Raw genomic sequence first — 22919 nt, 5'->3', positions numbered from 1 at the left:
CTTTTCCTTACAGGTGAAAATCACCCTGATACAGTTTGATATCCAGTGTGGTGGTCATTTGCTGATAGCGGATTAACACACGCGTAAACAACAGTCCCACCAGCATTGCCAGCGAGCGATAGCCCAGCGGCAAGCTACGATAACCAAAACGCAGCGTTTGTGCGCGATGAATGGCGAGCGCTTCGTCTAAAAGAATAAAAATAAATCGCCAGGTCAGCAGGATCTGTTCAGTCAGCAGGCGCGGGACATGCGCCCGTTTCAGCAGAATAATTAACTGTGGAAACGGCAGATTAAGTACCAACCAAAAGGTGGATGCCAACGCCGCCAGGCTTCGCCAGAATGTTTCATTGGCGGTATGTACCCCCGCCTCGGTGACGCCTAACCAGTAGCTACCCACCGGCAGACTAACCAGTAAGCTATGAGGATCGCGACTCACACTGAATAGGATCGTCACCACACCGACCAGCAAAAAGCCAAACGGCAACGCCATCCAGCGACACCAGCGCCAGAAAGAGATGCGCAACAGCCAGCAGCTCAGTGCGGCAATAAGTAACAGCTCAATACCCTGCCCCAACGGGGGCAGGGTAAACGCCAGAATCATCATCACTAACCACAGCAGAAACTTGCGCTGCGGTGAGACATGAAACCAGCGGCTCTGGTAGCTCAGCCTGTCAAGACCGGTCATCACGGCGTTGTCTGCCCTTGGTGTAACCCAGAATGTAAAAAATCACCGCTGCACCCAGCGATCCCTGAAGCGTAAACAGCAGGCTTTCAATCTCGCCGCTGGCAGGCTCATACAACGGCTGGAACCACGGTTCATAATGCGGGGCAATAGCCTGAATCTGGCTTTCCGCTTCGCCATCTGACCCCCCGTATTCTCCACCGTGGTTGATGAAGAAAGGTAGGATCACCAGCGCCACCACCATTGCTAACAGAATCAGCGTCTTTTTCATGGTTAATGTCCTTGTGCGGTGATGAGCTGCCGTTTGGTGAGCTGGTCATAAATCATCACCGTGAGCAAACCTTCTGCGATAGCGATTGGGATCTGCGTCAGGCAGAAAATCCCCATGAACTTGATGATGGAGCCCGTAGCACCTGTGGACGGGTCCGGGAAAGCAACACCCAGTTGTACCGACGTGACAAAATAGGTTACGAGATCCGCCAGCATCGCGCACAAGAAGACGCAGACATCACGACGGAACCCCGCGCGACAAGCCATCTTCCACACCATATAGCCGACAACCGGACCAATGACCGCCATTGACATACCGTTAGCGCCCAGCGTGGTTAAACCGCCATGTGCCAGCAATAATGCCTGGAATAACAAAACGATGGCCCCGAGAATGGCAACAACGCCAGGCCCGAACAGAATCACAGCCAGACCCACCCCGGTCGGATGCGAGCAACTCCCGGTGACTGAGGGAATTTTTAGCGCAGACAGCACGAAAATAAACGCGCCGCACAGGGCCAGTAACACTTTCTGGTGGTTATCTTCCTGCACAATTTGGCGCAGGCGCACCAGCCCATACCACAGGCAAGGTAAAAACAGCAGCCACCAGGCCAGTGCCCACATCGGCGGTAAAAAACCCTCCATAATGTGCATGGCAAACGCCTGTTCAGGCACAATCATCAGTAATAGTGCCGCAGCCAACCCGCTGAAAGACAGCTGTTTTAGCTGGTGTTCAAGCTTCATCTTTCATACTCCCACTGTTTATTGACCAGAATGGTCGAGAAATACGGTAGCGGCTGATCGTCACTCACGTCACTGAGCTGGCGCCAGCATTGCTCACCCGGTAGCGTGGCTTCGGACATCATTAACGCACAGTCCAGAATGCCTTCTTCTTGCAGCAGCGCCTTGATGCGCGCAAAACGACCGTATACTTTCATCAACACCAGGCTCTCATGCTGCTTTAACGCCTGCCGGATTTCCGCCTCCGACGCAGTGCACGAGACGACCGCCAGCGACTGCTGTTCCATGGCGAGCGGCGTTTTTGAGCGTGCGGCAATAGCAGCAAATGAGGTCACACCGGGGACGATTTCTAACCAGTCAGGATTACCAATTCGCTGGAGCAAAAAGACCCAGGTACTGAACAGCATGGCATCACCGAGGGTGATGAAACCGACCTGCTTGCCGGCCTCCACTTCCGCAACCAGCGCGGCGGCAACCTCGTCCCAGACGGCTTCTTTTTCGGTGCTATCGGCACTCATCGGGAAATGACAGCAGCGGATTTCGGTCTGCTCGCCGACATACTCCCGGACGATGGACAGCGCCAGGCTGTCGCCACCTTTACGCCCCGCGGGTGCATAGAGAATATCCAGCGAACCGAGCGTACGCGCCGCACGCACGGTTATCAGATCGGAGGCACCTGGCCCAGTGCTCAATGCGTACAGTTTGCCGCTCATGCTGCTTCCTCCAGCGCCATGCTCAGCGCCTGCTGTAAATGTGCCACGAACATGGCGCGTACCGCCGGGTTCTCACCCAGACCGCTCAGCCACGGCGTGGCAGGAATGCCCGCGGCGTTGAATAACGTTTTCCACGAATCATCTTCGTCGGAGGCCATGTCGTTGATGGCATGGTCACCCGCAACCAGCATTAACGGCATGAGATGTACCGCCGTTATCCCTTCGCGACCTAAACTGTCGATTAGAATATCCACTTCCGGGTAGCTCTCCACCGCGCCGACCCGCGCCGGGAAGCCCTGCACGGTCATCATGTGATCGAGGCAAGCATAAGCAGCAAAAGCGTGATGACTGGCCCCGTGTCCCATAAACACCACTTTTTCACGCTCACCAAGTGACGGCATCTGCTGTTGCAGCGCCTGCATCAACTGCGCGTAATCATCATGACTGCTCAATAGAGGAACGCCCAACGTCAGGCGGGCAAACAGCGGGCGCATGCTTTGTACTTCACGGACAATTTTTTCGTACTCGTCACCGTTAATGATGTGCAGCGACTGAATGGCCACATCCTGATACCCCTGCTCAGCCAGCTTTTGCAGGGCCTGCAGCGGCGTGTCAATATCAATGCCGTCACGCTGTTTGAGTTTGCGGATGATCATCCCGGAGGTAAACGCCCGGAACAGATCACGATCGGGGCAACTGGCCGCAAGATCGCGTTCGCAGGCCACAATATTTTTCTCACAGGTGTCGTGATAGCTGGTGCCAAAGCTGACCACCAGAAGCGCCTTTTTCATCTCTAACTCCTTAAGCCGCGGCCAGCCAGCGCGTTAAACGCGCCGCGAATGCGGCCTGACTTTCCAGTAATTCTTCTCCCGCCACCAACGGTGCCGGACGTGTAATCACGATGCAGGGGATCCCGGCATCCAGACAGGGTTGTACTTTTTCCTGATAACCACCTTCCGCACCTGACGCTTTGGTGATCACCACATCAGCCTGACACTGACGGTAAAAGGCGGCGTTAAACTCCGCGCTAAACGGCCCGCACATGGCGAATACTTCACCAACACCAAATCCTAAATCGGCGCATTGCTGTATAACGTCAGGCACCGGCAATACGCGGGCCAGCAGCGTTTTTTCCGGTAGTCCCGCGCGCCAGGTAGCCAAATCTTTGCTACCCGTGGTCAGCAACACGCGCTCCCCGAAGCGGCGCGCCATATCGCAGGCTTGCTGAATACTCTGCACGGCATAAAGATGCGGATGTGTCAGACCGCTCAGCTGCTCAGGGCGCTGATAGCGGCTTAGTAGCACGCCCGCCGTTTCACAGGCGCTCATGATGTTACGGCTTACCACTTCGGCATACGGGTGTGAGGCATCAATCACCCAGCGCGTATGGTTTTCCTGCAGCCAGGCAATCATGTGCTCCCGCTCCAGACGTCCGCAGCGCACCTGACCTTTAATATCGCCCGCCAGCTGTTTCCCCGTTGGGGTCGCCACCGACAGGGTATAGGCCACGTTTGCCGCATCCAGTTGCTGGCACAGCATGCGCGCATCGCTGGTACCGCCCATGACCAGCACATCACCGTAATTCACAGTACGTAACCGCGTGGGGTGATCATCAGGCCATCCTGAACATAGGTCGTTTTGTTGCCGACAATCACCAGGCTGGTCATATCCACCGGTTCAAAGTCCATCTCACCGAGCGTAGTCAGCCATTTTTCCTGTTTTTTACGTCCCGCTGACTTCACGATGCCCACCGGGGTTTGTGCGCTCTTGCTGGCAGAAAGCAGCTCAAAAGCACGCGCCAGATGCCCTTCACGGCCACGACTACGCGGGTTATAGAAACAGATTACGAAGTCAGCTTCGCCTGCGGCCACAATGCGTTTTTCAATCACCGGCCACGGTGTTAACAGGTCGCTTAAGCTGATATGGCAGAAGTCGTGCATCAGCGGAGCACCGAGCAAAGAGGCGGCAGCAATACTGGCGGTCATCCCCGGGATCAGCTTGACCTCAACCTCCAGCTTTTGCTTGCTAACCAGCTCAAGCACCAGCCCGGCCATGCCGTAAATCCCGGCGTCACCGCTGCTGATTAGCGCCACATTATGACCAGCCTGCGCCAGTTCGATCGCCGCCTGGCAGCGTTCGATCTCTTTGCACATCCCGGTTTTGATCACTTGCTTATCGCCGGTGAAGGCTTTTACCAGGTGGGTATATGTCTTGTAACCCACAATAATCTCTGCCGCCTTCAATGCTTCAACGGCTTCCATGGTCATCATTGCCTGCGAGCCAGGACCAATTCCAATTACGGTTAACATCAGTGTGAAACTCCCAAAGTAATAGTGACGCCCTGTTCGCGCAGGGTCTCGCCTAACAGTTGACCATGGCTCAGCAGCCAGGCTGCAGGACCGGAGACGCTTCCCGTACCGACCGTTTTACGCACAAACGATGAAGCAGGAAAACGATGTTCATGCTCACGCAGTGCGTCAGCAGTAAAGGTTTCGAAAGGAACACGACAGCAGGAAGCCAGTTGGATAAGCCCCTGTTCATCTTTCTTAAGCGTGATGCTTCCGATGGCTTTTAGCGCCAGCGGATCAAGCCGCTGGGCTTCAAGCTGGCGGGAAAGCAGTTCGGCTAACAACGGAAACGGCGTATCGCGACGACAACCAATTCCGGCAACAACCCGCTGCGGCACCAGTTTCCAGTGCGGGAGAGGCAACTCGGGGAGATCGGTACGCAAGGTGATACAAATCAGCGCATCCAGCTCAGGGAGGTGATGCAGGTCAGTCACCGTGATAAAACCACGACGATCGCAATGACTGACGTCCTGCGTCAATTCGTCGTCCCACCACAGGCCGACCCGCTTGTTGCTGACCAGCATCTGATTGACGATTTTTACCACCGAACGAAAATCGGTCATTCGCGCATTCAGTTGAAATGCCAGCGTATCGAGAGCCGCCATATCATTCACATCCGTCGCCGTGGTAATCACTGGATCCGCACCCAGCATGCCCGCCAGGTAACGCGCCAACGTGTTAGCGCCACCTGCGTGGCCAGACAGCAGACTGATGACATGCTGCGCACGCTCATCGATCACAACCACCGCTGGGTCACAAAATTTGTCGTTGACCAGTGGGGCCAGCACGCGTACCGCAATACCGGTCGCACCGATAAAAATCAGCGCCGAATAGTTCGCAAACGCATCGCGGGCCGCATTGGCAAAACCGTTTTCGAAGGGAATAAACCCCTCCTCCAGCAATTTTTCGCTGGTGAAACAGGTCACCGGTAGCATTGCCGCCAGACGCTTAGCCAGCAATACACCGCCGGGCGTCAGGCAGAACAACGCAATAGACTCAGGCTTTACGGTATTCATGGCTAAAGTCCGCCGCATAGAGTTTGGAGTAGTGATACTCCGAGCCCAGGAAATTACCGACCAGAATAAGTGCCGTTTTGCGGATCCCCGCATCGCGCACTTTGTCGCCGATATCTTCAAGGGTCCCACGCACGGTCTGGCTTTCAGGCCAGGTCGCTTTATAGATGACTGCCACTGGCGTGGTTGCCGGATAGCCGCCCTCAATCAGACGTTCAGCCACCCGATGAATACGCTGGACGGAAAGATAAATCGCCATCGACGTCTGATGGCTGGCAAACGCCTCCAGCTGCTCACGCTCCGGCACCGGCGTACGCCCCTCCAGACGAGTAATGATTAGACTCTGCGACACTTCAGGCACCGTATACTCAACGCCGAGTTCTGCCGCAGCACCCAGGAACGCGCTGACGCCAGGCACCACCTGCCATTCAATCCCGCGCTTGGTCAGCTCTTCACCCTGCTCGCGGACCGAGCCGTACAACGAGACGTCGCCAGTTTGCAGACGTACAACCGTTTTGCCCGCTTTCACACCGGCTTCCATCAGGTCGAGAATTTGCTCCAGATGCAGTTCGGCACTGTCGTGACATTCAGCATCGGCGGGGCAATATTCCAGTAACTCAGTGTTAATCAACGATCCGGCATAGATAACCACCTGCGCCTGCTGCAGCAACCGGTAACCTTTGAGGGTAATCAGCTCGCGATCGCCAGGACCAGCGCCAACAAACCACACACTACGGGGATCAAATATCTCAGACATGGTTTCCTTCCTTCTGACAGGCGATAACAAAAACGGGATTATTCGGTTTGAAATAGTGACCACTGCCGAGCGTGGTCAGAGATGAAACCTGCATTTGCAGGCAATCCACACCCTGCACGCCAAGATGTTCCAGATGCGCCAGCGCGGTATTCAGGTTTTCCTGAAGAATAAACGTCATTACCAGCCGTCCGGCGGGATGCAGTTGGCGCATCGACCAGTCGATCAGGTCGGTCAGATGGCCGCCGCTGCCGCCCATAAAGATGGCATCGGCTTTTTCAGCAACGGTCATCGGCGCAATACCAGGATAAATATCGACGTTGGCGCAGGCAAAATGCTGGCGATTCTCGTCCAGCAGCCTGAGTGCCGCCGGGTTACGCTCAATCGCCGTCACGCGCAGCGACGGATATTGCAACGCCGCCTCTATCGATACGCTGCCGGTTCCTGCGCCAATATCAATCAGGTGCGTGGCGCGGTGTAATTCAAGTTTTGAGAGGGCAAGAGCACGGACCGCTTCTTTGGTCATCGGCACCTTCTCTCCACGCAGAAAAAGCTCATCTTTCATCGAGGATCACCACTGCATTCATGTCATAGTCGGCATTTACTTCACTGAGCGGCAGGCAGCGGATGCGTTCGTTTTCCATTGCCAGGTTTTCGCCAATCACCATCCAGCGATGTCCCTTGCCTCGTGCTATAAGCTGCTGCGCGATTTCACGTGGGCCACACAGGCCGTCCGTGACCATCGCTACCTTGTTATGTCGTGCCAGTTCATCGAAACAAACGCTACGACCATGACTGCTGGTGAGCCACATGTCGTTCATATCAATCCCGGACTGCGCACACAGATATTGCACCGCGCTGATGCCAGGAATAATGCGCACATGCTCAATGCCAAAATGCGCCACCATCCGGGTACCAATGCCGTAGAACAGCGGATCGCCAGACGCCAGTACCACCACGCGCTTCCCCTGATGCTCGCCAATCCAGGTTAATAACTCAGGGATATTGGCGCCAAGGGCAAACCGCTCACCGGTAAAATCCGGGAACTGCTGCAGATGCCTTTTACCACCGACCAGCACTTCCGCCGTGGCAACCGCATCACGCGCTGCTGGGGTCATCAAATGCAACCCCGCAGGTCCCATTCCTACAACGGTAAGCATGTCATCTCCTGTGCAATCTCTGCGACCGGGCGGTTGCTGCCGAGGATCTGGTTATCAAAAGAGAACATGATGGCGTCGCAGGTCGGCGGGTTTTTGGTAAAGCGCAAGGTCTGCAGGACACGCATGCAGATACGTTTGGCCAGATGGTTATAAATATGCTGAAAACCGTAGGCGTCGATATGCTCCATCGCCGCTTCGGTAGTATCGCAGTCGCTGACCAGCGTCAGTAATTCCAGTGGCGCACCGAGTAGCGCCAGGTGGGCGACCAGGGTTTCCATACGCGCGTCGGCAATATGGCTATGGGTATGGAAAATACCCGCTGCAATTTTGATGAGCTTGCCCGGATGCCCGACGAGGACGATTTGTTTGAATCCAAGGCGAACCGCCTCTTCAATCATGTAACCAACAAAGTTGCTCATGGTGACAACAACTTGCGTGTCGATTCCCATCTGTTCGCGGACGAAACGTTCGCCGTGGTTACCCGGCACCAGCACCACGTGCTCCAGTCCCGCCGCACGTTTGATTTCCAGCTCCAGCGACAGTGAGCGCTTCCAGCTTTCTTCCGACATGGGCGTAACAATGCCGGTGGTGCCAATAATGGAAATGCCGCCCAGAATACCCAGACGCGAGTTGTACGTTTTCTGCGCTCGCTCTTCGCCTTCCGGGGCAAAAATTTCAATCTGCGCCCCGCGGTTCGGGCCGATCGCCTCACGAACCGCTGACTCAATAGTCTGACGTGGCGTGCGATTGATCGCCGAACTGCCCACCGGCAGACCAATTCCTTTACGGGTGACTGTGCCGACACCTTCTCCGCCCAGTAATGCGATTTCTCCGCTATCGTCTAACGTCACGCGAGCAAAAATCAGCATCCCATGGGTGGCGTCCACATCGTCGCCGCCGTCTTTGCGAATAGCAGCAATGGCCTGCTGTCCTTCAATATGCGGTGACTCCACGTTCAGGCATAGCGTGACACCGGACGGTGTAACAATGGAAACCTGATGGATCAAATGCTGACGCAATACCATCAGCGCAGCCACTTTGGCTGCTGCCGTCGCACACGATCCGGTGGTGTACCCTTTGCGCAGCGCTTTACCGTTGTGCCATACCGGTGCGTCAAAGGGTTGGTCGCTCATCGCGCCCCCTGCATGTGGTAGAGCATCGCGTTGACGATAGCGGCGGCGACGTTGCTTCCGCCTTTGCGGCCCAGGGCAGCTATGGCAGGCAGATGGCTTTTCGTCAGCGCATCTTTTGACTCCTCCGCACCAACAAACCCTACCGGCACCCCGACCACGCCGCTCACGGAAACATCATGTTCCATCAGGCGGAACAGCGCCGTCGGCGCATTGCCAAAGACAAACAGCTTTTCACCTTCTTCCTGCACCGCAATGTCGACAGCCGCCATCGAACGGGTGATCCCCTGTTCTTTTGCCGCACGCACCACGCGCGGGTCACTGATGTAGCAGCGGCATTCACCGCCAAATTTTGCCAGCAACGTTTTGTTGATCCCGGAAAGAGCCATCGTGGTATCGGTGTAAATCACGCTTGAGCGGCCTAACGCAGCGCAAAACTGCGCCAGTACATCATCGGAAAACCACAAAATGTCCAGCCAGTCGAAATCTGCGGTAGTGTGGATCACCCGCTTGATAATGGCCTCATGCAACGGGCTGGCAAACTGATAGTCCGGGCGGGTTTTACGAATAATTTCGCCAATGATGTCGAAACTTTTGGCTTCAATCGCCTGGGGTTGCTGAATATATTGCATCGTTTTGTCCTCAGGCCACACCGACCAACAGCCACCGCAGCGCGATAAATAGCGCCAGGGCCAGGGTCGATGCTACCCACATCAATCGTATCGTTTGGGAAATGTCGTCTACTGAAATATCTCGTTGTGCATCACCGATCCACGGTTTCTCAACGCGTTCGCCAAAGTAGTCGTTAGGACCACCCAGTCGAATGCCTAATGCCCCGGCAACGGATGCCTCCGACCATGCACAGTTTGGGCTGCTGTGGTTGTAGCGATCGCGCCAGCCAATCTGTAACGCACGCGCTCCGTCTTTACGGCACAAAAATGCAGCCACGCTGAGCAGCAGCCAGCTCAGGCGGGCAGGAATAAAGTTCGCGACATCATCCAGACGCGCGCTGACCATACCGATAGCGCGGTACTTTTCATGTTTGTACCCCACCATAGAATCCAGCGTATTCACTGCTTTGTAGGCCATCGCCAGAGGAGCGCCGCCAAGGAACAGGAAAAACAACGGCGCAATGATGCCGTCAACGGTGTTTTCAGCAACGGTTTCCACCACTGCACGATTGATCTGTTTAGGCTGCAATTGCGAGGTATCACGCCCTACAATCCAGGATAGTTTTTCCCGGCTCTCCGCGAGATTATTGGCGCGCAGTGGACGTTCAACATCAAGGGCGGCGTTAGCCAGACAGCGACCCGCCAGCACGGTGAAGATCATCCACACCTCGACGCCCCAACCCAGCCACGGATGAAGCGATTGCGCCAGCGCCAGCACGCCCCAGGACACTGCCCAGGTCAGCCCGACCACCACTACCCACATCACTGCGCCACCGAAACGCAGCATGCTGTCACTATGACAGTAGCGGCGTACCAGGCGCTGCACGGTGGTAATGAGATTGCCAATCCAGCGCACCGGATGCGGCCAGTTCTGCGGATCGCCAATGATGAAATCAAGCAGCCAGGCGACACACCACGCGAGCAGTGTCATTTCACACTCCTCGCGGCGACCAGCCAGTGATTAAGCATTTCAGGGTGCTGAGCAAAATGAACGTGCAGGTAGCTGGCAAACGTATTGCCAACCTGCCAGCCGCCGGACCACGTTTGTAACGTTTTGCCATCGCGGATTTTGCGACAACTCATCACAGCCTGGGTTTGAGGGGTAAAATCGGAATAGTGGAATTCATGTCCGCGCAGCACTTCGCCAGGTGCGGCCAGCAAGGTTTGCTGTTCGGCCTGCGCTTCACAGTAGCCAAATCGGGTGAGGCGTTTGCCCATTTTACTGTGGCCGGGAATAATATCCGCCATCGGCCAGCTATCGCCGTTGCTGTCTTCCAGCGTACTCCCCAGGTACATCAGACCGCCACACTCCGCGTAAATCGCCACGCCGCGCTGATGCGCCATGCGCAGCTGCGCCAGCATGCTGGTATTACTGGCAAGCATGGCTGCATGCAGTTCAGGGTATCCTCCACCTAACCAGATCATCTGGCAGTCAGGGAGACTGCTGTCGTGTAGCGGGCTGAAACGGACAATATTGAGGCCCGTGCGCGCCAGTAGCGTAATGTTATCCGGATAGTAAAAGTTGAATGCTTCGTCATCGGCAATGGCAAGCGTCAGACCTGCTCCTGCATCGGCGGCAGGAAGTACGGGCCATTCGCCCACAGGGAGTGTGTCCAACTGGCTTAATGCCAGCAGTGCATCGATATCCAACGTTTGCTCGAGCGTTGTAGCAAATTCCTGCCACGGCAACTGGTTGACGATTGATTCGCGCGCGGTCACCAGTCCCAGATGACGCTCAGGGAGCGTCACGCCATCCACACGAGGTACGTAGCCCAATACCGGTATCGAACAGTAACGTTCGATCGCGACTTTGAGTAGCTGGTAATGTGTTTCGCTGTTTACCCGGTTAACAATCACGCCAGCAATATTCAACGTTGGGTCAAAATGCTGAAACCCCATCACCGAGGCGGCAATTGACGTTGAGACTGCTTTACCATCCACCAGCAAAATAACCGGACAGCCAAGCTGTTTTGCCATCGCAGCAGAACTGCAGTAGTTGGGATCCGTACCATAGCCGTCATACAGCCCCATAACGCCTTCAATTACAGCAACATCTGCGTGCTGCATCTGCTCGCAAAATAAGGCATTCAATGTGGAAGCGGGGAGCATGAAACTATCAAGATTGCGGGAGGCCGTGCCGCACACGGCGGTATGCCAGCCAGTATCAAGATAATCAGGGCCGACTTTGCAAGGCTGGACGCGCAAACCGCGTTTTTGCAGCAGACTCAACAAGCCCAGCGTCACCGTGGTTTTGCCACAGCCGCTTCCGGTACCTGCAAGAACAAACGCGCGAAAATTAGCCGCCATACCCTGATCCTGTTCAGGGTGGTAGGGGTGTAAAGATACCCAGTCTTTCGACTGTATGCATCTGAGCAACCCACTTCCCACCGAAGTTGTTGGTAGTCACTGACAGGCAGGTCTTCTGGCTTAGCGTCATTCTCGCCCGCCCTTCCCAATCTTGCGATCAGTGGTCTATACGGGGTCGTCAGCATCACAGCAGCGGGGGCTGCGGGGGATTCTCACCCCCTTCCCTACCACAAACGTGGTAAACCTGTCAGCTCAGGAGCAAATTCAATTAAGCTCCAGGCATGAGATGAATTAACACACCTCATGACAAAAATTCATTTTAATATGTTTTTACGTTCATTCAGCCAATGTTATGGCGTCACTAAGCTTATTCTTATGTCTGTATTCCGAATGAAAGCTTCAATTAATAATAAAGAAAGTCATTCACACAGACACTGTATCTCATCACAAAAATAAAAACTGGTGCAGTTTATCCTTCCAATCCTATTACTTTGTTGCGCTATGACAATTTATTGTCTGCTATTCTTATTTTTCATTTTATAATGACGGACATACAATACGATATCAAAAATCGGCAATAGCAAAATATTGCTATTTATGCTGAGCCTTCAGACGAAACAACACTAATTTGTTGGCGAAAAGCCTGCGGTGTCACCTGGTATGTCTGGCGGAAAACTTTGCAAAAATAGCTGGTTTGCGAAAAGCCTAAATTTCGCGCAATGCTGGCAATGCTCCAGTCGCTATGACAGAGCAACTCTTTAGCACTCGCCATTCGTTGTTGGTTTACCCAGGCATTAAAACCAATCCCCTGATATTTTTTGAACAGCTTGCTGAAATAGTACGGGCTGAGATAAACATGCGAAGCGACATCTTCAAGACGAAGCTCATCTGATAAATGTGCATCGATATAGCGCAGTGCTTTTTTCATTTTACTGTCATGAGGGGTCGGACTACGGGCCGGTCGCACCGACTCTGACTGTTGTGGATTATCTTTAATAACAACAAAATTCAATTGTTTTTTAAGGCAATTTTCCACAATGAGCTTCAGTAACTCTGCAGAGGCGATAACCCGAGAATAATCCATCTCCGGAACATTGCGAAACTCATTAACCAGTTCGGGATCGGCTTGCCAGCGGTCGTCGACATTCAAAATATCAACCAGTCCTACATCATTGCTTAAGCGCACCTGACCGCATAGGACAAATCCAACCAGATGCCCTGCAATCACTAAAGGGATAGAAAAATCGGTAAGACCCGCATGACAGCGATAAATACACGGCTGGTCAGATTTTGATGCCTCCAGTCCCCCACAGCGATCGCTCATACGGCATCGCGTACTGTGCTGTGGATGTTGGCGCATCAACTGACAAAAAGGGGTAAAATTAAAGAGTTCAGAAATTTCATCACCGTGAATATTGACCACCACAACGGCCAGACTGGTGGCCTGCGCAAAATCCTGTGCGATTTTATTAATGAGTTCTGAGTTCAGGGCACTCGCAGAAATCATGATAAAACCTCTCAGTTAATTTATTGTTATAAACAAAAAACATATTATTTACATTCGTCTTTCATCTCACTATCTGGAGCAATGATAAAAGGCTGAATGGACCATAACAAAAGTCTCCCATTGTGGGGAGACTTTTTAAGTCGTTCAGGAAACCGGATCACGAAATCAGTTTTTGCATTTCAAAAATAAACATTTTCCGTGAAGCTAGCTCTCGTTTTCCTCCAGCTTACAGGTATTACACGGTAAATTTTTGCCAATAAAATAGCGATAAATTGCTGCCCCGGCGCAAGCACCGATGATCGGTGCCACAATCGGGACGATGAAGTATGGAATATCGCGTCCCCCTGTCATCGCAACATCACCCCACCCTGCAAACCAGGCGAACAGTTTAGGACCAAAATCACGCGCTGGATTCATGGCAAACCCTGTGAGCGGGCCTGTAGATGCACCAATGACGGCAACCAGAATGCCAATCAGCAAGGGGGCAAGCGGTCCTTTAGGCACGCCATTGCCGTCATCCGTCAGCGCCATAATCATGCCCATCAGAATGGACGTGATGACCACTTCCACCAGCGCGGCTTGCCATACGCTCAGCGCTGAGGCCGGATAAGTACTAAAAATACTGGCCAGTTGCAGGCTTTCCAGGCTACCGCGTACCATATGGTGCGCCGTCTCATACTCAATAAATAAACTGCCATACAGCAAATAGGCTAACAACGCACCACCAAAAGCCCCCGCCACTTGCGCGACCGTATAGGGTAAAACTTTGCGCCCAGGGAAGCAGGCAAACAGCCACAGTGCGATGGTAATGGCAGGATTGAGGTGTGCCCCAGAGATTCCGGCAGTCAGATAGACCGCCAGCGAGATCCCAAGACCCCAGATAATGCATATTTCCCATAATCCCAAACTCGCCCCGGCAACTTTAAGGGCACTCAGGCATCCAATGCCAAAAAACAGAAACAGCCCGGTACCTAAAAACTCGGCAATACATTGCGCTTTTAGTGAATCGTTCATTGTGACACCTTCTAAGCAGAGTTCGTGTCTGTACCAGCGGACTCCCTGCTGGCAGTAGAGTACTTCAAGGCTTACTATAAAAAGCGCCGTCGGCAAATTGTTGGCAACCTGAGTACCGCCGCCTTTTTTAAATCGTGTAGTGATAGCAAATTTTTGCTATCGGAATTATTAAAACAGCTAACAAAAACGGGCCTTAGCTCTATTAAATGCGCATAATTAAAATATTAAAATATTGCCAACAACAGATTCCTGTTTTCAAACAAACATCACAAATTCATTTTCACCACGTAGCAAATGATATTTATTTTGTCACTACAAAAAATGTAAATCTGCTATTGACATAGCCAAATAATCACATCACACAAAATACAAAATATCATCAAAAACAAATAGATAAACAAAAACAAAGCAATTTTATATCACTACTCACTCACTATTTTTTCGTTCTCCATTTCAAGTCAGCCATTCTTTTTCCTCGCTTCTTTTTATAGTCATGAAAATCGGGACAACCCAGGCGAGGTCTTTATGCAACAAGAAGCGTTAGGAATGGTAGAAACCAAAGGCTTAACAGCAGCCATAGAGGCCGCAGATGCAATGGTGAAGTCAGCCAATGTGATGCTGGTCGGCTACGAAAAAATTGGTTCAGGACTGGTCACCGTGATTGTTCGTGGTGATGTTGGCGCGGTAAAAGCAGCAACAGATGCTGGTGCCGCTGCCGCACGTAACGTGGGTGAAGTGAAAGCCGTACACGTGATCCCACGCCCTCATACCGATGTCGAAAAAATCTTACCGAAGGGAATTAGCTGATGAGCAGCAATGAGCTGGTTGAACAGATCATGGCGCAGGTGATTGCTCGTGTGGCAACGCCGGAACACAAGGCTATCCCTGAAAATAATCATCCAACACGAGAGACGGCTATGGCAGAGAAGAGCTGCAGTTTAACGGAATTTGTCGGTACCGCAATTGGCGACACTGTCGGTCTGGTGATCGCCAACGTCGACAGCGCCTTACTGGACGCGATGAAACTTGAAAAACGCTATCGCTCCATTGGCATCCTTGGTGCCCGTACTGGCGCAGGCCCACACATCATGGCCGCAGATGAAGCGGTAAAAGCCACCAATACTGAAGTCGTCAGTATTGAGCTTCCCCGTGATACCAAAGGCGGCGCAGGTCACGGCTCGCTGATTATTCTCGGCGGTAACGATGTTTCCGACGTGAAACGCGGAATTGAGGTCGCACTAAAAGAGCTGGATCGCACTTTTGGCGATGTTTATGCCAACGAAGCCGGTCACATCGAGATGCAATACACCGCACGTGCCAGCTATGCGCTGGAAAAAGCCTTTGGCGCACCGATTGGCCGTGCCTGTGGCGTTATCGTCGGCGCACCAGCGTCCGTTGGTGTTCTGATGGCTGATACCGCGCTGAAATCCGCCAACGTAGAAGTTGTTGCCTACAGCTCCCCTGCCCATGGCACCAGCTTCAGTAACGAAGCCATCCTGGTCATTTCCGGTGATTCCGGCGCTGTTCGTCAGGCCGTTATCTCTGCCCGCGAAATCGGTAAAACCGTACTCGGGACTCTCGGCTCAGAGCCGAAAAACGATCGTCCGTCCTACATCTGATATCAGTGAGGCTGATTCATGAGATCGAAAAGATTTGAAGCACTGGCGAAACGCCCTGTGAATCAGGACGGCTTCGTTAAGGAGTGGATCGAAGAAGGCTTCATTGCGATGGAAAGCCCGAACGACCCAAAACCGTCTATAAAAATCGTTAACGGTATGGTCACCGAACTGGATGGTAAAGCCGCCAGTGAATTTGATTTGATTGACCATTTTATTGCCCGCTACGGTATTAATCTGGCGCGTGCAGAAGAAGTGATGGCGATGGATTCGGTCAAGCTGGCCAATATGCTTTGCGATCCTAATGTGAAACGCAAAGACATCGTTCCGCTAACTACCGCAATGACGCCAGCAAAAATTGTCGAAGTGGTTTCGCATATGAACGTCGTCGAAATGATGATGTCGATGCAGAAAATGCGTGCTCGCCGCACCCCTTCTCAACAGGCGCACGTCACCAACGTTAAAGACAACCCGGTGCAGATTGCTGCCGATGCAGCAGAAGGCGCATGGCGTGGGTTTGACGAGCAGGAAACAACTGTTGCCGTTGCACGCTATGCCCCGTTTAACGCTATTGCTCTGCTGGTCGGTTCACAGGTTGGGCGTCCCGGCGTATTAACCCAGTGTTCACTGGAAGAAGCCACCGAGCTCAAACTCGGCATGCTAGGCCACACCTGCTATGCAGAAACTATTTCCGTGTACGGTACTGAGCCGGTCTTTACCGATGGCGACGACACCCCATGGTCAAAAGGTTTCCTGGCCTCTTCTTACGCCTCGCGCGGTCTGAAAATGCGCTTTACCTCCGGCTCAGGCTCAGAAGTGCAGATGGGTTATGCCGAAGGCAAATCCATGTTGTATCTGGAAGCCCGCTGCATTTACATCACCAAAGCCGCTGGCGTGCAGGGTTTGCAGAACGGGTCCGTTAGCTGTATCGGCGTACCTTCCGCCGTACCGTCAGGTATCCGCGCGGTGCTGGCAGAAAACCTGATCTGCTCGTCGCTGGATCTGGAATGCGCCTCCAGTAACGACCAAACCTTTACCCACTCGGATATGCGCCGTACCGCGCGTTTGCTGATGCAGTTCCTGCCAGGAACTGACTTCATCTCTTCCGGTTATTCCGCCGTGCCGAACTACGACAACATGTTTGCGGGCTCGAACGAAGATGCCGAAGACTTTGACGACTACAACGTTCTCCAGCGAGACCTGAAAGTCGACGGCGGTTTACGTCCGGTTCGTGAAGAAGACGTTATCGCCATTCGTAACAAAGCTGCCCGTGCACTGCAGGCGGTGTTTGCCGGAATGGGATTGCCGCCTATCACCGATGAAGAAGTTGAAGCCGCGACTTACGCTCACGGTTCGAAAGATATGCCGGAGCGAAACATCGTTGAAGACATCAAGTTTGCGCAAGAGATCATCAGCAAAAACCGCAACGGACTGGAAGTGGTGAAAGCCCTGGCCCAGGGCGGGTTTACCGATGTTGCTCAGGACATGCTCAACATCCAGAAAGCCAAGTTAACCGGAGACTATCTGCATACCTCCGCCATTATCGTCGGCGACGGACAAGTGCTTTCCGCTGTGAATGACGTTAACGATTATGCCGGTCCGGCAACAGGTTATCGCCTGCAAGGCGAACGCTGGGAAGAAATTAAGAACATCCCCGGCGCACTTGATCCCAACGAGCTTGGCTAAGGGGTGAACTATGGAAATCAATGAAAAGCTGCTGCGCCAGATAATTGAAGATGTGCTGTCTGAAATGCAGACCAGCGATAAACCAGTTTCTTTCCGCTCGTCTGGTGCGGCAACCGCCCCACAGATGGCGACTGTGCAAAGTGACAGTTTTCTGACCGAAATTGGCGAAGCCAAACAGGGTCAGCAACAGGATGAAGTGATTATTGCCGTTGGCCCGGCATTTGGACTCTCGCAGACCGTCAATATCGTCGGTATTCCGCACAAGAATATCTTGCGCGAAGTGATCGCCGGTATTGAAGAAGAAGGCATTAAAGCACGCGTAATCCGCTGCTTTAAATCCTCCGATGTGGCATTTGTTGCCGTGGAAGGCAACCGTCTGAGTGGTTCGGGTATTTCCATCGGCATTCAGTCTAAAGGCACCACGGTTATCCACCAGCAGGGGTTACCGCCACTTTCTAACCTGGAGCTATTCCCTCAGGCTCCGCTTCTGACGCTGGAAACCTACCGTCAGATCGGTAAGAACGCCGCGCGTTACGCCAAGCGTGAATCTCCGCAGCCGGTCCCTACGTTGAATGATCAGATGGCGCGTCCGAAGTACCAGGCAAAATCGGCCATTCTGCACATTAAAGAGACCAAATACGTCGTGACGGGCAAAAACCCGCAGGAACTGCGCGTGGCGCTTTGATAAAGGATAACTCCATGAATACCGACGCAATTGAATCGATGGTTCGGGATGTGCTCAGCCGTATGAACAGCCTGCAGGGAGAGACCGTCACTCCTGCCGCGACTGGTTCATCAGCGCATACCGCGAAAGTGACGGATTACCCGCTCGCAAATAAACATCCTGAGTGGGTTAAAACCGCCACGAACAAAACGCTGGATGACTTCACGCTCGAAAATGTATTGAGCAACAAAGTGACCGCACAGGATATGCGCATCACCCCTGAAACGCTGCGCCTCCAGGCTGAAATCGCCAAAGATGCAGGACGTGACAGGCTGGCGATGAACTTTGAGCGTGCCGCAGAACTGACCGCGGTACCTGACGATCGCATCCTTGAGATCTACAACGCGTTACGTCCGTATCGCTCAACCAAAGAAGAGCTGATGGCCATCGCCGACGATCTCGAAAATCGTTATCAGGCAAAAATTTGCGCAGCTTTCGTGCGTGAAGCGGCAGTGCTGTACGTCGAGCGTAAGAAACTCAAAGGTGACGATTAATTTTAGGGAAGAATGATGCGATATATAGCTGGCATTGACATAGGCAACTCATCAACAGAAGTCGCCCTCGCGACCCTGGATGACGCTGGCACGCTGAGCATTACAACCAGCGCACTGGCAGAAACGACTGGAATTAAGGGCACATTACGTAATGTGTTTGGTATTCAGGAGGCGCTTACGCTTGCTGCAAAAAATGCAGGCATCAATGTCAGCGATATTTCGCTCATACGAATTAACGAAGCCACGCCGGTCATTGGTGATGTGGCGATGGAGACAATCACCGAAACCATCATCACCGAATCGACCATGATCGGCCACAACCCTAAAACGCCAGGTGGGGTCGGGTTAGGTGTTGGCGTCACAATTACGCCGGAAGAATTGTTAACCCGTCCGGCGGATATCCCTTACATCCTTGTCGTGTCATCGGCATTCGATTTTGCCGATGTCGCCACAATGATTAACGCTTCTGTTCGAGCCGGATATCAGCTAACGGGCGTCATTTTGCAGCAGGATGATGGCGTATTGGTCAGCAATCGTCTTACTACGCCGCTGCCCATCGTCGACGAAGTACTTTATATCGACCGGATCCCATTAGGGATGCTGGCTGCTATTGAGGTCGCCATACCCGGAAAGGTGATTGAAACGCTCTCGAACCCTTACGGTATTGCGACCGTATTTAACCTGAATGCGGACGAGACCAAAAATATTGTCCCGATGGCGCGTGCGCTGATAGGCAACCGCTCTGCTGTCGTCGTGAAAACGCCGTCGGGTGATGTGAAGGCGCGAGCGATTCCTGCCGGAAACCTCGAACTCCAGTCGCAAGGCCGTACTGTTCGCGTCGACGTAGCCGCAGGCGCGGAAGCCATTATGAAGGCGGTAGGCGAATGCCCAAGGCTTGATAACGTCACTGGAGAAGCGGGAACCAATATTGGCGGTATGTTGGAGCACGTTCGCCAGACCATGGCAGAATTAACCAACAAGCCCAGCCATGAAATCTTCATTCAGGATTTGTTGGCGGTTGATACTTCCGTTCCCGTCAGCGTAACGGGGGGACTTGCCGGAGAGTTCTCGCTGGAACAGGCGGTAGGCATTGCCTCAATGGTGAAATCAGATCGCCTGCAAATGGCAATGATTGCCCATGAGATCACGCAAAAGCTCAACATCGATGTGCAGGTTGGCGGCGCTGAAGCCGAAGCGGCCATCCTGGGTGCCCTCACCACGCCGGGCACGACACGTCCGCTGGCTATTTTGGATCTCGGCGCAGGCTCCACTGACGCCTCTATCATTAATCCAAAAGGCGAAATTATTGCCACACACCTGGCGGGTGCGGGCGATATGGTCACGATGATTATTGCCCGTGAACTGGGGCTGGAAGACCGCTACCTCGCCGAGGAGATCAAAAAATACCCGTTGGCGAAAGTAGAAAGCTTGTTCCACCTTCGCCACGAAGATGGCAGCGTTCAGTTCTTTCCTTCTCCCCTGCCACCGACGGTATTCGCCCGGGTCTGTGTGGTGAAACCCGATGAACTGGTGCCATTACCTGGGGACCTGGCGCTGGAGAAAGTTCGCGCCATTCGTCGCAGCGCCAAGGAGCGCGTTTTTGTTACCAATGCGCTGAGAGCACTTCGTCAGGTTAGCCCCACCGGAAATATTCGCGACATCCCGTTTGTAGTTCTGGTCGGCGGATCTTCACTGGACTTCGAAGTGCCACAGCTGGTGACCGATGCCCTTGCGCACTACCGGCTGGTTGCAGGTCGCGGCAATATTCGCGGTACCGAAGGCCCACGAAATGCTGTCGCAACTGGACTCATCCTCTCCTGGTACAAGGCATTTGCTCATGGAAAGTAACCTCAGCGCGCCGGCTATCGTGATCTTCACTCAGGGAGACTGCACGTCGCTCTGGAATGACGTTCTGCTGGGTATTGAAGAAGAAGGGATCCCCTTTGTCGTTCAGGAAAATCATTCGACCGACATCATCCACAGCGCATGGCTGGCGGCATGTCAGTCACCGCTGCTCGTCGGAATCGGATGCAACCAGGAGCAACTGGTTGTGCACTACAAGAACTTACCAACCTCAGCGCCACTTTTTACGCTGATGTATCAACAAGATAGCCACGTTCGTCGGAGCATAGGCAATAACGCTGCGCGGCTGGTTAAAGGCATCCCCTTCCGGGAAGGCCACTCATAATCCACAGGAGAAAAGCAGTATGAATAACGCACTGGGACTGGTTGAAACAAAAGGGCTTGTCGGCGCTATTGAAGCCGCTGATGCCATGGTGAAATCCGCTAACGTGCAGTTGGTTGGCTACGAAAAAATTGGCTCGGGCCTTATCACCGTCATGGTTCGTGGTGATGTCGGCGCAGTTAAAGCTGCTGTCGATGCGGGGAGCGCTGCTGCCAGCGCCGTTGGCGAGGTGAAATCTTGCCACGTTATCCCGCGTCCGCACAGCGACGTCGAAGCTATTTTACCTAAATCCGCTTAAACCGTCGCAACAAGGAGCACAGCGTGAAGCAATCACTGGGATTACTTGAAGTTAGTGGTCTGGCATTAGCCATCAGTTGCGCGGATGTCATGGCGAAAGCCGCTTCCATCACGCTGGTGGGCCTCGAAAAAACCAATGGTTCAGGCTGGACGGTGATCAAAATCATCGGTGATGTGGCCTCCGTTCAGGCGGCCATTTCCACCGGGGCCAGCTTTGCAGACCAGCGGCAAGGTCTGGTTGCACACAAGGTCATTTCCAGACCCGGGGAAGGCATCCTTTCGCACAGCGTTGTTTCGATGCCTGAGCCCATCCCTGAACCAGCACCTGTCGAGGTGGAAGTCCAGGTAGTTGTGGAAAGTGAACTACCCGAAGCACCACAAGATGCAGAGCTGATTAGCTGCAATTTATGTCTCGATCCCGCCTGTACACGCCAGAAGGGAGAGCCTCGCTCACTCTGCCTGCATTCTGGCAAACGAGGTGAAGCGTAATGGATAAACAGCAACTGGAGACAACGGTCAGTAAAGTACTGGATGAAATGCGTGAGCGCCCTATTCCACTAGGGATCTCTAATCGCCATATCCATCTTTGTGCTGAAGATTACGCCCGTTTGTTTCCAAATCAGCCCATCAGCGAGAAAAAAGGTCTGCTGCAGCCCGGACAATATGCGGCAGACCAGACCGTTACGCTGGTGGGACCAAAAGGCCAGCTAAAAAATGTGCGTTTGCTGGGACCGCTGCGTAGCACAAGCCAGGTAGAAATCTCCCGCACCGACGCCCGCACGCTGGGTATCGCTGCGCCGTTGCGTATGTCAGGCAATATTCAGGGAACGCCTGGCATTCGCCTTGTAAGTCCTTTTGCTGAACTGGACATTACATCCGGGGTGATTGTCGCCCAGCGGCATATTCATATGTCACCGCTTGATGCGTTGATCCTACGCGTATCGCATGGCGATAAAGTTTCCGTCGCTATCAATGGTGATGAACGCCGGCTAATCTTCGATAACGTTGCCGTTCGCGTCTCGCCGGATATGCGTCTTGAAATGCATATTGATACTGACGAAGCCAATGCTGCTGGGGCGGATAACCCACAAGCATTCGCCACGCTGGTGAACTCACGATGAGCACTGAACTGCTGCAACGCATCATCGAGGAGGTCGTCTCCCGATTAAAAAAACGCGCGGAAAGCTCGCTCTCCCTGAGCGTCGCGCAGTTACGGGAAGCCGATCCCCGGGTACTAGTTTGTCAGTACTCCTCTCTCTGCATCCTGCAGGCTAATCTGCCGCTGCTGGAGCAGATTGCGCATCACGATTCATCCGATGTATCAGCGATCACGCTCCACGAAGCCCTGGCCTGCGGCGTTCGCGTGAAGATATCGCTGCAACATCAATTGCTGCCAGCAATTCCCTTACGAAAACTCGCGCGACTGCCGCTGGAATTCAGTGATGAACGGGGGCAAATCGTCATTCTGCATCCCGAAACGCTTTTAAGTTATGCCGATGTAGCCCGATTACAGGGGGGATTTCTGGTGCTGCGCCGTCGATGTGTCGTGACCGCGCTGGCAAAGGAAGCCGTCAGTATGCGAAATGTCCAATTAATTAAGCAGGAGTGAA

General features: G+C 53.4%; 28 protein-coding genes and 1 riboswitch. Of the genes, 11 read left to right on the top strand and 17 right to left on the bottom strand.

Annotated features, from left to right (window positions below):
• Nucleotides 1-7: 7 nt before the first annotated feature.
• From IMQ48_RS19515 to pduF, 17 genes are all read right to left on the bottom strand, one after another.
• Nucleotides 8-685: an energy-coupling factor ABC transporter transmembrane protein gene (locus IMQ48_RS19515; RefSeq protein WP_196210311.1), complete on the bottom strand. Its 678-nt coding sequence runs from the start codon at nucleotides 683-685 to the stop codon at nucleotides 8-10.
• Nucleotides 672-953: an energy-coupling factor ABC transporter substrate-binding protein gene (locus IMQ48_RS19510; RefSeq protein WP_196210294.1), complete on the bottom strand. Its 282-nt coding sequence runs from the start codon at nucleotides 951-953 to the stop codon at nucleotides 672-674. Before IMQ48_RS19510 ends, IMQ48_RS19515 begins: the two co-directional genes overlap by 14 nt.
• 2 nt (nucleotides 954-955) lie before the next feature.
• Complete coding sequence (cbiM, locus tag IMQ48_RS19505) at nucleotides 956-1693, bottom strand: cobalt ECF transporter S component CbiM (RefSeq protein ID WP_196210293.1); 738 nt, start codon at nucleotides 1691-1693, stop codon at nucleotides 956-958.
• On the bottom strand, nucleotides 1690-2403 hold the full coding sequence (locus IMQ48_RS19500; protein WP_196210292.1) for a cobalt-factor II C(20)-methyltransferase: 714 nt from the start codon (nucleotides 2401-2403) through the stop codon (nucleotides 1690-1692). Before IMQ48_RS19500 ends, cbiM begins: the two co-directional genes overlap by 4 nt.
• Nucleotides 2400-3194 carry a sirohydrochlorin cobaltochelatase gene (locus IMQ48_RS19495; protein WP_196210291.1) on the bottom strand — a complete coding sequence of 265 codons (795 nt, stop codon included), beginning with the start codon at nucleotides 3192-3194 and terminating at the stop codon, nucleotides 2400-2402. The genes IMQ48_RS19500 and IMQ48_RS19495 overlap by 4 nt, the downstream gene beginning before the upstream one ends.
• Nucleotides 3195-3204: 10 nt before the next feature.
• Entirely contained in the window at nucleotides 3205-3990 is a 786-nt protein-coding gene (locus IMQ48_RS19490) for a cobalt-precorrin-6A reductase (protein WP_196210290.1), read from the bottom strand.
• Entirely contained in the window at nucleotides 3987-4712 is a 726-nt protein-coding gene (locus tag IMQ48_RS19485) for a precorrin-3B C(17)-methyltransferase (protein ID WP_196210289.1), read from the bottom strand. The genes IMQ48_RS19490 and IMQ48_RS19485 overlap by 4 nt, the downstream gene beginning before the upstream one ends.
• Nucleotides 4712-5767 (bottom strand): cobalt-precorrin 5A hydrolase, encoded by a 1056-nt coding sequence (cbiG, locus tag IMQ48_RS19480; RefSeq protein WP_196210288.1) that lies wholly within the window; start codon nucleotides 5765-5767, stop codon nucleotides 4712-4714. Before cbiG ends, IMQ48_RS19485 begins: the two co-directional genes overlap by 1 nt.
• Nucleotides 5748-6521, bottom strand: a complete 774-nt coding sequence (locus IMQ48_RS19475) for a cobalt-precorrin-4 methyltransferase (RefSeq protein WP_196210287.1) — start codon at nucleotides 6519-6521, stop codon at nucleotides 5748-5750. The genes cbiG and IMQ48_RS19475 overlap by 20 nt, the downstream gene beginning before the upstream one ends.
• Nucleotides 6514-7083: a decarboxylating cobalt-precorrin-6B (C(15))-methyltransferase gene (locus IMQ48_RS19470; RefSeq protein ID WP_196210286.1), complete on the bottom strand. Its 570-nt coding sequence runs from the start codon at nucleotides 7081-7083 to the stop codon at nucleotides 6514-6516. Before IMQ48_RS19470 ends, IMQ48_RS19475 begins: the two co-directional genes overlap by 8 nt.
• Nucleotides 7073-7678 (bottom strand): cobalt-precorrin-7 (C(5))-methyltransferase, encoded by a 606-nt coding sequence (locus IMQ48_RS19465; protein ID WP_196210285.1) that lies wholly within the window; start codon nucleotides 7676-7678, stop codon nucleotides 7073-7075. The genes IMQ48_RS19470 and IMQ48_RS19465 overlap by 11 nt, the downstream gene beginning before the upstream one ends.
• Nucleotides 7663-8811: a cobalt-precorrin-5B (C(1))-methyltransferase CbiD gene (gene cbiD / locus IMQ48_RS19460; protein ID WP_196210284.1), complete on the bottom strand. Its 1149-nt coding sequence runs from the start codon at nucleotides 8809-8811 to the stop codon at nucleotides 7663-7665. The genes IMQ48_RS19465 and cbiD overlap by 16 nt, the downstream gene beginning before the upstream one ends.
• On the bottom strand, nucleotides 8808-9440 hold the full coding sequence (locus tag IMQ48_RS19455; protein ID WP_196210283.1) for a cobalt-precorrin-8 methylmutase: 633 nt from the start codon (nucleotides 9438-9440) through the stop codon (nucleotides 8808-8810). The genes cbiD and IMQ48_RS19455 overlap by 4 nt, the downstream gene beginning before the upstream one ends.
• A gap of 10 nt (nucleotides 9441-9450) precedes the next feature.
• The gene (gene cbiB / locus IMQ48_RS19450) at nucleotides 9451-10410 is read right to left on the bottom strand and encodes an adenosylcobinamide-phosphate synthase CbiB (protein WP_196210282.1); all 960 of its coding nucleotides are present in this window, start codon (nucleotides 10408-10410) and stop codon (nucleotides 9451-9453) included.
• Nucleotides 10407-11786: a cobyrinate a,c-diamide synthase gene (locus IMQ48_RS19445; protein WP_196210281.1), complete on the bottom strand. Its 1380-nt coding sequence runs from the start codon at nucleotides 11784-11786 to the stop codon at nucleotides 10407-10409. The genes cbiB and IMQ48_RS19445 overlap by 4 nt, the downstream gene beginning before the upstream one ends.
• An 87-nt stretch (nucleotides 11787-11873) precedes the next feature.
• Nucleotides 11874-12049: riboswitch (cobalamin riboswitch) on the bottom strand.
• A gap of 332 nt (nucleotides 12050-12381) precedes the next feature.
• Nucleotides 12382-13293: a regulatory protein PocR gene (gene pocR, locus IMQ48_RS19440; RefSeq protein WP_196210280.1), complete on the bottom strand. Its 912-nt coding sequence runs from the start codon at nucleotides 13291-13293 to the stop codon at nucleotides 12382-12384.
• Between the two features lie 204 nt (nucleotides 13294-13497).
• Nucleotides 13498-14307 carry a propanediol diffusion facilitator PduF gene (gene pduF / locus IMQ48_RS19435; protein WP_117343317.1) on the bottom strand — a complete coding sequence of 270 codons (810 nt, stop codon included), beginning with the start codon at nucleotides 14305-14307 and terminating at the stop codon, nucleotides 13498-13500.
• Between the two features lie 525 nt (nucleotides 14308-14832).
• Between pduF and pduA the strand changes: the two genes are divergently transcribed.
• Genes pduA through pduM form a run of 11 tightly spaced genes read left to right on the top strand, consistent with a single transcriptional unit; the run spans nucleotide 14833 to nucleotide 22918 of the window.
• Nucleotides 14833-15114 carry a propanediol utilization microcompartment protein PduA gene (gene pduA / locus IMQ48_RS19430; RefSeq protein WP_003030255.1) on the top strand — a complete coding sequence of 94 codons (282 nt, stop codon included), beginning with the start codon at nucleotides 14833-14835 and terminating at the stop codon, nucleotides 15112-15114.
• Nucleotides 15114-15926, top strand: a complete 813-nt coding sequence (gene pduB, locus IMQ48_RS19425; RefSeq protein ID WP_196210279.1) for a propanediol utilization microcompartment protein PduB — start codon at nucleotides 15114-15116, stop codon at nucleotides 15924-15926. Before pduA ends, pduB begins: the two co-directional genes overlap by 1 nt.
• An 18-nt stretch (nucleotides 15927-15944) precedes the next feature.
• Nucleotides 15945-17609, top strand: coding sequence for a propanediol dehydratase large subunit PduC (gene pduC, locus IMQ48_RS19420; RefSeq protein ID WP_096756650.1), 1665 nt, complete (start codon nucleotides 15945-15947; stop codon nucleotides 17607-17609).
• Between the two features lie 10 nt (nucleotides 17610-17619).
• Entirely contained in the window at nucleotides 17620-18294 is a 675-nt protein-coding gene (pduD, locus tag IMQ48_RS19415) for a propanediol dehydratase medium subunit PduD (protein ID WP_196210278.1), read from the top strand.
• A 14-nt stretch (nucleotides 18295-18308) separates the two neighbouring features.
• Nucleotides 18309-18827 (top strand): propanediol dehydratase small subunit PduE, encoded by a 519-nt coding sequence (gene pduE, locus IMQ48_RS19410; protein ID WP_196210277.1) that lies wholly within the window; start codon nucleotides 18309-18311, stop codon nucleotides 18825-18827.
• Between the two features lie 15 nt (nucleotides 18828-18842).
• Nucleotides 18843-20675 (top strand): diol dehydratase reactivase subunit alpha, encoded by a 1833-nt coding sequence (locus tag IMQ48_RS19405; protein ID WP_196210310.1) that lies wholly within the window; start codon nucleotides 18843-18845, stop codon nucleotides 20673-20675.
• Nucleotides 20665-21015 (top strand): glycerol dehydratase reactivase beta/small subunit family protein, encoded by a 351-nt coding sequence (locus IMQ48_RS19400; protein WP_196210276.1) that lies wholly within the window; start codon nucleotides 20665-20667, stop codon nucleotides 21013-21015. Before IMQ48_RS19405 ends, IMQ48_RS19400 begins: the two co-directional genes overlap by 11 nt.
• A 19-nt stretch (nucleotides 21016-21034) precedes the next feature.
• Nucleotides 21035-21310: a propanediol utilization microcompartment protein PduJ gene (gene pduJ / locus IMQ48_RS19395; RefSeq protein WP_001057752.1), complete on the top strand. Its 276-nt coding sequence runs from the start codon at nucleotides 21035-21037 to the stop codon at nucleotides 21308-21310.
• Between the two features lie 23 nt (nucleotides 21311-21333).
• Complete coding sequence (locus IMQ48_RS19390) at nucleotides 21334-21798, top strand: BMC domain-containing protein (RefSeq protein WP_196210275.1); 465 nt, start codon at nucleotides 21334-21336, stop codon at nucleotides 21796-21798.
• Nucleotides 21798-22430, top strand: coding sequence for a phosphate propanoyltransferase (locus IMQ48_RS19385; RefSeq protein WP_196210274.1), 633 nt, complete (start codon nucleotides 21798-21800; stop codon nucleotides 22428-22430). Before IMQ48_RS19390 ends, IMQ48_RS19385 begins: the two co-directional genes overlap by 1 nt.
• Nucleotides 22427-22918, top strand: a complete 492-nt coding sequence (gene pduM, locus IMQ48_RS19380) for a microcompartment protein PduM (protein ID WP_196210273.1) — start codon at nucleotides 22427-22429, stop codon at nucleotides 22916-22918. The genes IMQ48_RS19385 and pduM overlap by 4 nt, the downstream gene beginning before the upstream one ends.
• Nucleotide 22919 lies beyond the last annotated feature (1 nt).

This window comes from Citrobacter sp. Res13-Sevr-PEB04-36, from assembly GCF_015672735.1.
GTDB lineage: Bacteria > Pseudomonadota > Gammaproteobacteria > Enterobacterales > Enterobacteriaceae > Citrobacter.
This window is presented reverse-complemented; position numbering and strand designations above follow the sequence as displayed.

Excerpts from the sequence above, each read along its gene's own strand:
- pduD (WP_196210278.1), top strand. The coding sequence starts at position 17,620 with ATGGAAATCAATGAAAAGCTGCTGCGCCAGATAATTGAAGATGTGCTG.
- IMQ48_RS19495 (WP_196210291.1), bottom strand. The coding sequence starts at position 3,194 with ATGAAAAAGGCGCTTCTGGTGGTCAGCTTTGGCACCAGCTATCACGAC.
- cbiB (WP_196210282.1), bottom strand. The coding sequence starts at position 10,410 with ATGACACTGCTCGCGTGGTGTGTCGCCTGGCTGCTTGATTTCATCATT.
- pduA (WP_003030255.1), top strand. The coding sequence starts at position 14,833 with ATGCAACAAGAAGCGTTAGGAATGGTAGAAACCAAAGGCTTAACAGCA.
- IMQ48_RS19455 (WP_196210283.1), bottom strand. The coding sequence starts at position 9,440 with ATGCAATATATTCAGCAACCCCAGGCGATTGAAGCCAAAAGTTTCGAC.
- cbiG (WP_196210288.1), bottom strand. The coding sequence starts at position 5,767 with ATGAATACCGTAAAGCCTGAGTCTATTGCGTTGTTCTGCCTGACGCCC.
- IMQ48_RS19500 (WP_196210292.1), bottom strand. The coding sequence starts at position 2,403 with ATGAGCGGCAAACTGTACGCATTGAGCACTGGGCCAGGTGCCTCCGAT.
- cbiD (WP_196210284.1), bottom strand. The coding sequence starts at position 8,811 with ATGAGCGACCAACCCTTTGACGCACCGGTATGGCACAACGGTAAAGCG.
- IMQ48_RS19405 (WP_196210310.1), top strand. The coding sequence starts at position 18,843 with ATGCGATATATAGCTGGCATTGACATAGGCAACTCATCAACAGAAGTC.
- pduE (WP_196210277.1), top strand. The coding sequence starts at position 18,309 with ATGAATACCGACGCAATTGAATCGATGGTTCGGGATGTGCTCAGCCGT.
- IMQ48_RS19485 (WP_196210289.1), bottom strand. The coding sequence starts at position 4,712 with ATGTTAACCGTAATTGGAATTGGTCCTGGCTCGCAGGCAATGATGACC.
- IMQ48_RS19475 (WP_196210287.1), bottom strand. The coding sequence starts at position 6,521 with ATGTCTGAGATATTTGATCCCCGTAGTGTGTGGTTTGTTGGCGCTGGT.
- pduM (WP_196210273.1), top strand. The coding sequence starts at position 22,427 with ATGAGCACTGAACTGCTGCAACGCATCATCGAGGAGGTCGTCTCCCGA.
- IMQ48_RS19400 (WP_196210276.1), top strand. The coding sequence starts at position 20,665 with ATGGAAAGTAACCTCAGCGCGCCGGCTATCGTGATCTTCACTCAGGGA.
- pduF (WP_117343317.1), bottom strand. The coding sequence starts at position 14,307 with ATGAACGATTCACTAAAAGCGCAATGTATTGCCGAGTTTTTAGGTACC.
- cbiM (WP_196210293.1), bottom strand. The coding sequence starts at position 1,693 with ATGAAGCTTGAACACCAGCTAAAACAGCTGTCTTTCAGCGGGTTGGCT.
- pduB (WP_196210279.1), top strand. The coding sequence starts at position 15,114 with ATGAGCAGCAATGAGCTGGTTGAACAGATCATGGCGCAGGTGATTGCT.
- pduJ (WP_001057752.1), top strand. The coding sequence starts at position 21,035 with ATGAATAACGCACTGGGACTGGTTGAAACAAAAGGGCTTGTCGGCGCT.
- IMQ48_RS19445 (WP_196210281.1), bottom strand. The coding sequence starts at position 11,786 with ATGGCGGCTAATTTTCGCGCGTTTGTTCTTGCAGGTACCGGAAGCGGC.
- pduC (WP_096756650.1), top strand. The coding sequence starts at position 15,945 with ATGAGATCGAAAAGATTTGAAGCACTGGCGAAACGCCCTGTGAATCAG.
- IMQ48_RS19510 (WP_196210294.1), bottom strand. The coding sequence starts at position 953 with ATGAAAAAGACGCTGATTCTGTTAGCAATGGTGGTGGCGCTGGTGATC.
- IMQ48_RS19385 (WP_196210274.1), top strand. The coding sequence starts at position 21,798 with ATGGATAAACAGCAACTGGAGACAACGGTCAGTAAAGTACTGGATGAA.
- IMQ48_RS19465 (WP_196210285.1), bottom strand. The coding sequence starts at position 7,678 with ATGCTTACCGTTGTAGGAATGGGACCTGCGGGGTTGCATTTGATGACC.
- IMQ48_RS19470 (WP_196210286.1), bottom strand. The coding sequence starts at position 7,083 with ATGAAAGATGAGCTTTTTCTGCGTGGAGAGAAGGTGCCGATGACCAAA.
- pocR (WP_196210280.1), bottom strand. The coding sequence starts at position 13,293 with ATGATTTCTGCGAGTGCCCTGAACTCAGAACTCATTAATAAAATCGCA.
- IMQ48_RS19515 (WP_196210311.1), bottom strand. The coding sequence starts at position 685 with ATGACCGGTCTTGACAGGCTGAGCTACCAGAGCCGCTGGTTTCATGTC.